This is a genomic window from Haloarcula sp. JP-Z28 (assembly GCF_011440255.1).
In the GTDB taxonomy this organism is placed as follows: domain Archaea; phylum Halobacteriota; class Halobacteria; order Halobacteriales; family Haloarculaceae; genus Haloarcula; species Haloarcula marismortui.
The window spans coordinates 1-10,850 of record NZ_JAAOHT010000102.1 but is presented as its reverse complement, the minus strand read 5'-3'; the positions used below and the strand labels follow the sequence as shown (position 1 = coordinate 10,850).

Annotated in this window: 11 protein-coding genes; 6 read left to right on the top strand and 5 right to left on the bottom strand. The window is 62.3% G+C overall.

Annotation, left to right across the window (positions count from 1 at the left end):
* The first annotated feature begins 371 nt into the window (after positions 1-371).
* Complete coding sequence (locus G9463_RS22185; protein ID WP_004959972.1) at positions 372-1,670, top strand: O-acetylhomoserine aminocarboxypropyltransferase/cysteine synthase family protein; 1,299 nt, start codon at positions 372-374, stop codon at positions 1,668-1,670.
* Between the two features lie 283 nt (positions 1,671-1,953).
* On the opposite strand, the gene serB is transcribed toward G9463_RS22185, so the two are convergent.
* The gene (serB, locus tag G9463_RS22180) at positions 1,954-2,586 is read right to left on the bottom strand and encodes a phosphoserine phosphatase SerB (RefSeq protein ID WP_004959975.1); all 633 of its coding nucleotides are present in this window, start codon (positions 2,584-2,586) and stop codon (positions 1,954-1,956) included.
* A 94-nt stretch (positions 2,587-2,680) separates the two neighbouring features.
* Here serB and G9463_RS22175 point away from each other — a divergent pair, with 94 nt between their 5' ends.
* The gene (locus tag G9463_RS22175) at positions 2,681-3,160 is read left to right on the top strand and encodes a cupin domain-containing protein (protein ID WP_004959977.1); all 480 of its coding nucleotides are present in this window, start codon (positions 2,681-2,683) and stop codon (positions 3,158-3,160) included.
* A gap of 57 nt (positions 3,161-3,217) precedes the next feature.
* Here the strand turns inward: G9463_RS22175 and G9463_RS22170 are convergent, their stop codons facing one another.
* Entirely contained in the window at positions 3,218-5,395 is a 2,178-nt protein-coding gene (locus G9463_RS22170; RefSeq protein ID WP_165897853.1) for an ATP-dependent DNA helicase, read from the bottom strand.
* A 76-nt stretch (positions 5,396-5,471) separates the two neighbouring features.
* On the opposite strand from G9463_RS22170, the gene G9463_RS22165 reads away from it, so the two are divergent.
* On the top strand, positions 5,472-6,224 hold the full coding sequence (locus G9463_RS22165; RefSeq protein WP_165897852.1) for a hypothetical protein: 753 nt from the start codon (positions 5,472-5,474) through the stop codon (positions 6,222-6,224).
* Here the strand turns inward: G9463_RS22165 and G9463_RS22160 are convergent.
* Positions 6,203-7,174, bottom strand: a complete 972-nt coding sequence (locus G9463_RS22160) for a cation diffusion facilitator family transporter (protein WP_004959986.1) — start codon at positions 7,172-7,174, stop codon at positions 6,203-6,205. The two genes, G9463_RS22165 and G9463_RS22160, sit on opposite strands and share 22 nt — an antisense overlap.
* Positions 7,175-7,240: 66 nt before the next feature.
* Here G9463_RS22160 and G9463_RS22155 point away from each other — a divergent pair, with 66 nt between their 5' ends.
* Positions 7,241-7,750, top strand: a complete 510-nt coding sequence (locus G9463_RS22155; RefSeq protein WP_127013931.1) for a metallophosphoesterase — start codon at positions 7,241-7,243, stop codon at positions 7,748-7,750.
* 66 nt (positions 7,751-7,816) lie between these two features.
* On the opposite strand, the gene G9463_RS22150 is transcribed toward G9463_RS22155, so the two are convergent.
* Entirely contained in the window at positions 7,817-8,500 is a 684-nt protein-coding gene (locus G9463_RS22150) for a helix-turn-helix domain-containing protein (RefSeq protein ID WP_049919140.1), read from the bottom strand.
* Positions 8,501-8,659: 159 nt separating this feature from the next.
* On the opposite strand from G9463_RS22150, the gene G9463_RS24415 reads away from it, so the two are divergent.
* Together G9463_RS24415 and G9463_RS22145 are read left to right on the top strand one after the other, a co-directional pair.
* A complete protein-coding gene (locus G9463_RS24415; protein WP_004959992.1) occupies positions 8,660-8,785 on the top strand; it encodes a hypothetical protein in 126 nt (41 codons plus the stop codon).
* 43 nt (positions 8,786-8,828) lie between these two features.
* Positions 8,829-9,920, top strand: coding sequence for an aminopeptidase (locus G9463_RS22145; RefSeq protein ID WP_007189579.1), 1,092 nt, complete (start codon positions 8,829-8,831; stop codon positions 9,918-9,920).
* A 187-nt stretch (positions 9,921-10,107) separates the two neighbouring features.
* Here G9463_RS22145 and G9463_RS22140 read toward each other — a convergent pair.
* Positions 10,108-10,850 (bottom strand): methyl-accepting chemotaxis protein (locus G9463_RS22140; RefSeq protein WP_240150121.1); only part of this gene is annotated, 743 nt, incomplete at its 5' end.

Here is a 10,850-nt window from a genome sequence, read left to right as displayed (position 1 = left end):
CGGGATGGTCTCCGAGCGGAGACCATCCCTGAAGAAGTTCAATTAGCCCTTGCTGAGGGTGCATATACCCCCGATTGGTCGCCTGCTACGAGACAGTGGCGAAATTCATTGGGGCTAAACACGTACTCTATCTGTAACTGAGGCATGCCTGCCCTTCCCCGGGTCGCTTCGGGTGCGACAGTCGTCGCACCACTCGCTCCCGGCCCGAGTACTTCTCTTCGTGTTCTTCCAGAAGCACGATACTGACTCCACACGGCCTTCCGCGCATGAATACGTCCGGAAACGGCGCGAAGAATCACCGGTATCTCGTAGCAGTGGCGGGCCTCACCGATTGAGGCGCAATTAAGACCCATCCGGTAAAAGGAGAGAGTATGAGTGACGACCAAGACCACGGATTCGAAACCGATGCGCTGCACGTCGGACAGGAAGAGCCAGACGCCGAGGCCCGTTCTCGCGCGCCGCCACTGTATCAGACCACCTCATACGTCTTCGAAGACGCCGAAGACGCGGCAAAGCAGTTCGCACTGGAAAAGCCGGGCCACATCTACTCGCGGCTGATGAACCCCACCGTCGGCATGCTACAGGAGCGGCTGGCGGCGCTGGAGGGCGGCGTCGGCGCGGTCGCCACCGCCTCCGGGATGGCGTCGCTGAACCTCGCAACCTTCCTGCTCGCGGACGTCGGCGACAACGTCGTCACGGCGTCGTCGCTGTACGGCGGCACCTACACCTACTACACCCACACCGCGCCGCGCAACGGTGTCGAGACCCGCTTTGTCGACACGCTTGACTACGATGCCTACGCCGAGGCTATCGACGAGAACACGGCCTACGTCCACTGTGAGACCATCGGGAATCCGTCGCTGGTCACACCGGACTTCGAGCGCCTCGCCGAGATCGCCCACGACCACGGCGTCCCCTTCTTCGTCGACAACACCTTCGCAACACCGTATCTCTGCAACCCAATCGAACACGGGGCCGACCTCGTCTGGAACTCCACGACGAAGTGGATTCACGGCCACGGCACCACCGTTGGCGGCGTTCTCGTCGACGGTGGCTCCTTCCCGTGGGAGGAACACGCCGACAAGTACCCCGAAATCGCCGGCGACAACCCAGCCTATCACGGCGTTAACTTCCGGGAGCGCTTCGAGGACGCGGCCTTCACCTATGCCGCCATCGCCCGCGGTCTCCGCGATCTGGGCTGCCAGCAGTCTCCCTTCGACGCGTGGCAGACGATGCAGGGTCTGGAGACGCTGCCCGCGCGGATGGACCGCCACTGCGACAATGCGATGGGCGTCGCCGAGTTCCTCGCGGACCACCCCGAAGTCTCGTGGGTCACCTACCCTGGCCTCGAAGACCACGAAACGCACGACACCGCCAGCAAGTACCTCGACGGCGGCTACGGCGGCATGATAACGTTCGGCCTCGACGCGGGCTACGACGCCGCCCGAACGACCGTCGAATCGACGGAAATCGCCTCTCTGCTGGCAAACGTCGGCGACGCGAAGACGCTCATCATCCACCCGGCCTCGACCACCCACCAGCAACTCACTGACGAGGAAAAGGCCGCCGCCGGCGTCACCGACGACATGGTCCGTCTCTCCGTCGGTACCGAGTCTGTCGAGGACATCAAAGCTGACCTCGATCAGGCTATCGGACAGGCAACCAACTAACCAAAGATACTGTATTTTGCGGAGCGTTTCTGGACGAGCGTACCACTGTTCTGCAATAATTCACCTGTTCATTAGGCTTATTACGGGAGAGGCTAATGTATTCAATGAACCGTCGCCGATAGCGAGCACGCGTCGGTTCACGCTCAACCATACTCTGTCATTGGTCCGACAACGACTGCTCGCATCCGTGGGGAGCGTGCCACTCCCTCGTTCAACCTTTCAACCGTCGTATAACGATGAGAATACTTAGTAGCGACTTCTATGTCTGAACACGAAGGTGTCGCTACAGGATTTCTTCGGCTTCCAGCAGGTCGTACAGTTCGTCCATTGTCTCGACCGACGTGTCACACGACGGTGCGACGGCCGGTTTCGGGTCGAAGCCGATAGCCAGATTCGCGACTTCGAGCATCGGCAGGTCATTGGCCCCGTCGCCGACGGCGACAGTCGTGTCCCGGTCTTCTCCAGTAACGGCGGTCACGACCTCCATTGCGTCGTCTTTCGTTCCGGAGATGAGCGGTCCGCGAACTTCGCCGGTCAGCTTTCCGTCTTCCACTGGCAGTCGGTTGGCGACGATGGCGTCGACCTCGACCCCCTCCGTTTCGAGTGCAGCTTCCACGCCGCGCTCGAACCCGCCGGTAAGGATAGCGACGTAGACGCCGGCGTTCCGCAAGGCTTCGATGACTTCCGCCGCGCCGGGGCGCAGGGCGACCTCGTCGAAGGCCGCTTGGGCCTGCTCGTCCGGGAGGTCCTCCAACAACGCACACCGCTGACGGAGGCTTTCGGCGTACTCGATTTCGTTGTTCATCGCGCGCTCGGTGATGTCGGCCATGTCCTCGGCCGTCCCGTTCTGGCTCCCGAGCAGGACTGTCATCTCCGAATCGGAGAGTGTCCCGTCGAAGTCGAAGGCGACTAGCATTACCCGTCCGTTTCGCGTGGAGGGTTTCAAACTATCCGGTTTCCAGCCGACCAACTGGGGTTTATTTTTGTGTATTCCCTGCTACTGTCCCCGTATGGAGCACGTCTCCGTCGACGAAATCGAACCACAGGCGATGGGTGGCGACGTTGACCGGCGTGGGCTTGCGGACCCGCTGGGAACGACGGACGTCGCAATCAACCGGTATGTTCTGGACCCCGGCGAGGCCTTCTCGGGTGGATTACATGCACACCTCGATCAAGAAGAAGTGTTCTACGTCGTTGAGGGCACCGCCACCTTCGAACACCGGACTGACCCCGCCGGTGAAAGTGAGATGGTCACCGTTGGTCCCGACGAAGTCGTCCGGTTCGCGCCCGGAGAGTATCAGCAGGGCCGGAACGAAAGCGACGACCGGGTGGTCGCGTTGGCACTCGGTGCGCCCATGAACTCGACAGAAGGCCGCGTTGCACAGCCCTGCCCTGACTGTGACAGCGATGTCCTCGCGCTGGAACCAGCTGACGAGGGTTTCCTGCTTGTCTGCCCTGACTGTGGCACCGAAGTTGAACCGGACCTCTAGGGGCTCGTAGTCGTAACCGAGCGTTAGAACCAACTGTAATAGTTATTTCTACCCGTCTCAGGGCTTCGGCGGCGGTCCGTCGTAGGCGTCCATGTCCTGATAGAAATTCAGCATCGCGAACTTGAGCTTCTCGGGCCCGATATCGACCATCTCTCGGCGTTCCCCCGGTGGAAAGGTCCCGCGGACGGCGTAATCGTGCATCTCCATCTCGGCGGCTTCGGTGTATCGCTTGTCGAGCAGAATGCGCGCCCCGAAGTCGTCCGGCGAGCGGACCACGCGCCCGAGGGCCTGCCTTGTCTTGCGAATTGTCGGAATCTCGACGGCGTAGCGCCAGCCCGCGTCGTCCTCGTCGTCGCCGAAGGCCACGTCGTAGGCGTCCTGTACGGCGTCCATCCGGTCGTCGAGGTGCGGGTACGGGACGCCGACAACCACGACGGTTCGGGCATCGTCGCCGTCGTAGCTCACGCCCTCGCCCAGTGTCCCCCACAGCGAGGTGTAGAGGACGCCGTCGTCGCCGTCGGTGAAGGCCTCCCGGAGGTCACGGGCCTGCGTGCCCGGTTCGTCCAGATACCGGGTCGCGCTCACAGCGGTCATGTCGTGGTAGCGTTCGGCCTCGCTGTAGGAGGGACAGAACACGAGCGTGTTCCCGGGCGTGAAGCGAACGATGTCTTCGAGCGTGCGCGCAATGCGTTGCTGGGTCTGTGGGTCGTCCCGTTCGCTGGAAAACAGCGCCGGGCCGTCAACGGCGTAAGTCCGGCGGCGCTCCTCGGGGAACTGTGCCCCGTAGGCCATCGTCACCGGGTCCTCGACGCCGACGACGTTCTCGGTCACGTCGAAGGGCCGGAGCGTGGCGCTCATCAGCACTGCCGCGTGCAGGTCCTCGAACAGGTCGCGGGTGACTTCTTCGGGAATACAGGTGTACAGCTCTGCGCGGCCATACACCTCGTCGGTCGACTCGTCGCGGCGGACGCTGACCACGGGATACTGGCCGGTGTCGTCCGATTCGTCGAGCCAGTCGGCGATGAAGCCGGCGGCCTGGAGGGTCTGGCACTCCTTCCTGGTGTCCAGATCGCCCTCTTTGAACGCCTTCTGGTAGCGCGCGTCGAGGTCGCGGCCGAGTTCCAGTGCGCGGTCCAGTTCCTCGTGGAAGCCGGGGCCGGTGTACCCCTGCAGGAAGGCGAGTGTCAGGTCGTCTTTCCGGTTGTCGTTGGCGATGGTGATATCGTCCCAGTGTTCGTCGACGGCCTCGCGGCCGCCGAACCCGAAGGAATCTTCGTAGGCCTCGACGAGTGCGTCCCGGAACGTCTCGATGACGTTCGCTGCAGCGTCGGTCCGGGCGTCCTCCTCGTTGTCGAGTTCATCCAGCGCCTGGTCGAGCGTGTTCTCGGTAAGCGTCCGCCGGGCGTGGTCACGGGCGGCCGACTCGACGTTGTGGGCCTCGTCGAAGACGGCGATGATGTCTTCGGGGTCGCGCCCGATCCAGTGGAAGAACTGTTCGCGGATGGTCGGGTCCAGCAGGTGATGGTAGTTACAGACGACGAGGTCGACGCCGTCCATTCCTTCTTTCAGTAGTTCGTAGCCACACAGCCCTTGCTGGTGGGCGTACTCGTACACGTCGTCGGGCGTCCGAACGTCGTCGAACAGCCAGGAATAGAACTCGCTGGTGTCGACAGTGAGGTTCCGATAGTAGTGGTCACAGGTCGAGCGCTCGGTTTCGATTTCCTCGCGCTCGTCCTGCAGGTCCCGGAGTTCCTCGACAACGGCGTTGCGGGCCTCCATCGCCTCGCTACTGCCAGCCTGCCCGTCAGAAAGGAGTTCTCCCTCGCGCTGTTCGAGTTCGGCGATATCGCTCTCGACCTCGACCAGGTCACGGGTCGTGTCCCGCAGCGCCTGGCACTCCTCGTAGTCTACGTCGATGTGACACATCGACCCCTTGCCCCGGAAGACGACCGCTCGCAGGCGCTCCTGGTCGGTAATTGCTCTGGCGTCCTCGACGAACTGGCGCATCTGCTGGTGAACGTTCGTCGTGATGACGACGGTCTTGCCCGTCTCGCGGGCGTGTTCTAGCGCGGGGACCAGCGACGCGAGCGTCTTCCCGGTCCCGCAGGCCCCTTCGAACAGCACGTCACGGCCCTCTTCGAGCGCGTCGTATATCGTTCCCATCGCCTCCTGCTGATGACCGTACGGCTCTTCGAAGGGGAAAAACCGCATGTAGCCGTCGTCCGTCGTTGCCACGTGCCCCGCTTGGCCGTTCACCGGCAAAAGGGTTCGCCCCCACAGCTACTTGCCGCGAGCGCCCCTCCAGAGAGGTATGTGGCGCGTCACGCTCGCCGTCGGTATCGCGCTGATCGCGGGCTGTTCCGGCTTCTTTCCGGCCAGCCCGACGGCGGACGACAGCGACCCGGTGACGCCAGCGCCTGTCCCCACTGATTCGCCGGAGGCGACGGTGGCGGTCCCGACCAGCGACGGGACGGTCGACGTGGCCCGCCTACTGGACCGTCACCAACAGGCGCTTTCGACCCGGAGCTTCCACCGCCACGTCGAACAGGCGGGGCCACAGAACACGCTCGATGTCTGGGTAGACCGTGAGCGAGAGGTCCAGCGCGTCAGACGTCGGTTCGGTCCGATATCCAATGACGTGGTTCTCGCCAACCGGACGGTGTACACCAATGTCCGCGACGACCCCGATACGCCGTACGCCACCAGAGACGCGACACCGAACACGTCCCTGCTCGCCTCGCCGGCCGGGACTGACCTGCTCCGACAGCTTCTGTCGGATACTGCGTATCGGCAGGTGGACTCCGTCCGGTGGAACGGACGGCCTGTCGCTGTTCTTGCCATGACGAACACAGCTGAGACACCGACCACCGAGAACGGGTCCGAAATCGGACGGTCGCGGCTGTATGTCGACCGGCAGGGAGTAATCAGGTACGTCGAACACACCGAACGACGACCGGACCGCCCGGATATCGACACGACGATGACGGTCACGACCGATATTGAGCGCGTCCCGATTCCGTGGTGGCTTGCAGAGAGCGACCCTTACAGCTCCGGCTCGATGTAGACTTTCCTGATATCGCCGTTAGTGTCCTGCATCGCGGATTCAAGAGTCGTTATCTCGTCATCGATTGCTTCCGTGTCCAGCGCCGGGTCGAACTGCAGGTCTGCGAAGACGATGACCTCGTTCGGCCCGAAATAGACTGTCCGGAAGCCGATGACTTCGTCCACGTGTTCGTTCTGCATGACGATGTCACGGAGGCGCTGTTCCTCGTCCGTCGGGAGGCTTTCTCCCAGCAGGAGGCGCTTGTTTTCCCAGGCCAGCGCCAGGGCGAAGCCCATCAGCATAATCCCGATGAGTAGTGCGGAGACCCGGTCGAAAAAGGGGTTACCGGTCATCTGTTCGAGGACCAACCCGACCAGTGCGATGACGATCCCCGCGAGCGCGATGGTGTCCTCAGTCAGCGCGGTCAGCGTTGTCACGTCGCTGGTCTTGCGGAAGGCCTCGCGGTACCCCGACCAGTTGTTCCGGTCGATCTGTCGTTTCATCTCGGCGCGGGCCTTAATCAGCGCGTACGTTTCGAACACGAACGCACCGATGAGGACAGTATAGTTGACCCACAGCGGGTCCAGCCACGCCGGGGGCTGGAAGGAAAAAAACAGGAACTCGACCGCCTCGCCGGCGTGTCCGCCACCGCCGTGGCCGCCGGCAGTCAGTTGGTTATAGCCGTGTTTCGCGCTCTCCCACCCAGCGATGCCGAACAGGAACACGGAGACGAGAAAGCTGTAGAAGAACTGTGCCTTGCCGTAGCCAAAGGGATGACGACGGTCGCGCTCCCGCTCGCTGAACCGAATCCCGATAAGCAGGAACACCTGATTCCCGGTGTCCGAGATGCTGTGGTACGTTTCTGACAACATCGCGGCACTCCCCGTCAAAAGAAAGCCGAAGAACTTCAGAATCGCAATCGCGCCGTTGGCTATCAGTGCAGCGATGACGACTGACTTGCTCCCTGCCATTATTTTTCCGTCACATTCATGACGCAAAATGCTTCTGGATTTATACCTGGCTCCACTACCGGCAGTATGCTCACTGCTATCTCAGACACGCACGGAACGGACGACCATCGGCTGACAGGTCGGACGCTTGACGCCGTCCGCGAAGCCGACCACGTTCTCCACGCGGGCGATTTCATGACCGAGCAGGTGCTTGATGCCATCGACGCCGAATCCGACGAACTCACCGGCGTTGTCGGAAACAACGACAGACCGGCAGTCAGGGCCCGCCTTTCCGACGTTGCGACCGTCTCTTGGGAAGGACTGACGATCGTTGTTGTGCACGGGCACGAACACACCGAAACCGCCCTCGGAATGTTGGCTCGGCAGGAAAACGCCGATATCGTCGTCGTCGGTCACTCACACAAGCCTGTCCTGACCGACTTCGGCGGCTGGACGCTCGTCAATCCGGGCAGCTACGCCGACCCGCGGCGATACCAGCCGGCCCACGCGGAACTGGATGTGATGGCCGGTGACGTACGCGTCCGCCTTCGCTCCCCGGACGGGACGCCGATTTCGACGACCATCGTCGAGCGGTAAGCGTGTTGCAGGGACGCTTCTGGTCGGGGTCGACTTCATATAACGGAGCAAAACGGTCGCAAGCGGCTATTGTCGCATATACCACAGCGCCGCCATGCCGGCAATGACGAACGCGCCGCCGGCGAAGAACGCCACCCCCGGCGGAATCGCAGCGGCGGCGGCCTCGGCACCGCCCTGTGCGGCGGTATCGAGTGCGCCCGCGGTGGCCTCGAAGCCCCCGTCGGTCACGGTCGTGTTCCCGGGATAAAAACTCGGGTCTCGGGTCCCAGTGTCCGCACTGCCGGACGACACCGTCGGGCCGCCGAGCAGCGATCCAACCCCACTCCCGAACACCTGCTGGACCAGCAGGCTGGCGAAGCCGATGATTGCGAGGCCGCCGATAATGTTCGCCAGCGCCGCCCGAAGCCCCGATGTCTCCTGCTCATCACCGGCACAGATGACGAGTGGCTGGTTGGCCGGCGCGAACACGTCCATTTCGCGCCCCTTCTCGGAGTACGCCGTATCGACAACCTCGACCGCACCGGCGTTTTTGAGCTTCTTCAGATGGTACTGTGCGTTTTGCAGCGACGTATCGACCCGGTCAGCCAGCTCCGACGGCGGTGCTGGCTCCTTGTTTAGCTCTGACAGTAAGTTGCGCGCGGTCTCTGCCGAGAGTGCCGACAGCACGTCGTCCGCATCATCACTGTCGACACCGATAACTCGGGGTTCGGCGTCCGGGGTCGCCGGGTCCCGAGAGGGCAGCAACGACATGATCATCTGTATGTTCTATGGGATTATGAGTCTTTGCCAAAGCACAGTGGTCGTTGTAGCTATCGGTCAAACCCGTATTTTACCCTCCAATATCGACGGGTAGACGCCCGAAGGCGGGACTCCCGAAAGGACTTTGATGTCGGCTCGACAACCGCCGGTATGGCTGACCTGCTCACTTACGCACTCCTCGCTGCTGTGCTCCTGTTTTTCTTCTTCATGTATCTGATGCTCCGCCGGACCTTTCAGGGATTCAAAGAAGGGTTCCAGCAGAGCAAGAAGAAGTAGCCGGGAGGGTAACGGTTAGGGGCCGTCGGTGGTGCCTATCTGTATGGACCCACGTATTCGCGAACACGCGGAAGTCATCGTCGACCACTCTATCGACCTGAGCGAAGGCGACAACCTCGTTATCGACGCCCACCCGCAGGCTGCGGATCTTGTTACTGCGCTCCACGAGTTTGCCGCCGACCGCGGCGCGAACCCGCTCGTCGTACAGGACCGCCTCGGCGAGCGGTTCCGCCGCGCGTACCTCCGAAACCGGGACGAGTTCGAGACGCCGAGCCACATCGAGGCGCTGTACGAGGAGATGGACGCGTATATCGCGATCAAGGGTAGCGACAACGTCACCGAGACCAGCGACGTCGACCCCGAAACAACAGCCGCCTATCAGCAGTCCCAGCAGCCGCTCCTGAACGAACGCCTCTCGAAGACCTGGTGTCTCACACAGTACCCCGCGCCCGCCAACGCCCAGCTCGCACAGACCTCCACGGAGGGGTACGAGAACTTCGTCTGGGACGCCGTCCTCAAAGACTGGGACGCTGTCCGCGAGCATCAGGCACAGATGGTCGAGATACTCGATCCTGCCGATGAGGTCCGCATCGTTTCCGGGGAGACAACGGACGTGACGATGTCTGTCACCGGTAACGAGACGCTCAATGACTACGGCGAGAAGAACCTTCCCGGTGGCGAGGTGTTCACTGCGCCAGTCCCTGACAGCGTCGAGGGCGAGGTGTTGTTCGACAAACCGCTGTACCATCAGGGCCGGGAAGTGACTGATGTCTTCCTCCGGTTCGAGGACGGTGAAGTCGTCGAGCACAGCGCCGGCAAGAACGAGGACCTTCTGACAGAGGTGCTGTCAACTGACGACGGTGCGAGCCGACTCGGCGAACTGGGTATCGGAATGAACCGGGATATCGACCAGTTCTCCTACAATATGCTGTTCGATGAAAAGATGGGCGATACCGTTCATATGGCAGTAGGGCGAGCCTACGACGAGACAGTTGGCGAGGACAACGAACAGAACGAGTCGGCCGTCCACGTGGACATGATTGTCGACATGAGCGAGGACTCGTTCATCGAAGTTGACGGCGAAGTCGTCCAGCGAAACGGGACGTTCATCTTCGAGGACGGGTTTGAGGACTGAGTACCGACCGCGAACGGAGTAAGCGGTCGGCCTTTTCGCCGACGTTTTTCGAGGAGCGGTCGCCAGAGGCGACCCGACGCCGACAAAGGTCGGTGCAGGTCGTCCAGCGAAACGGGACGTTCATCTTCGAGGACGGGTTTGAGGACTGAGTACCGACCGCGAACGTCGTCTGCTGGACGTTGATCGCTCAGTCGTCCCCTGTTGACTCTGCTCCTGTGCGGTCCTCGACCGCCATCTCGAACACCTCAGTCCCGCTGTCGATAGTCCCGGGTTCGTCGACGGTGAACGTTTCCAGCAACTGCCCGAGGTCGGTGGCACGGCCGGAGAGTTGCGCGACGGAGGATTCGACGTCGTCGACGGCCACAACCTGCTCGGTCGCCGCGTCGGCGACGGCGGCCGCTTCGACAGCCGTGTCGTCGCTAATGTCGCCAACTGTCTCGACCATCGAGACGACCTCCTGTGTCGACTCGGCCTGCTCATCGGTCGCACGGTCGATCTCTCGCATCCCGCTGGTCGCGTCCTCGATATCGCCGACGATGTCGTCGAACGCATCGAGGGCGTCGCCGACGGTCTCGGTTCCAGTGTCGACTTTCGACTGGGTGGCGTGCATCTCGTCGACGGTGCGCTCGACCTGCTGACGCATCTCGTCGATAGCGGTTTCGATGTCAGCAGTCGCTGCCACCGTCTCGTCGGCGAGCGCCTTCACCTCATCGGCGACGACTGCAAAGCCGTCGCCATCGCCTCCGTTCCCGGCACGGGCGGCCTCGATGTTGGCGTTCAGCGCGAGCATCGTCGTCTGGTCTGCGATATCGGTGATGAGGTTGGTGACGGACTCGATCTCTCCCATCAGCGCGTCCAGTTCTTCGACTTGTGCGACGGTCTCGTCGGTCGACCGCTCGATATCGTCGAGAGCCGTCGCCGCCCGCTTGG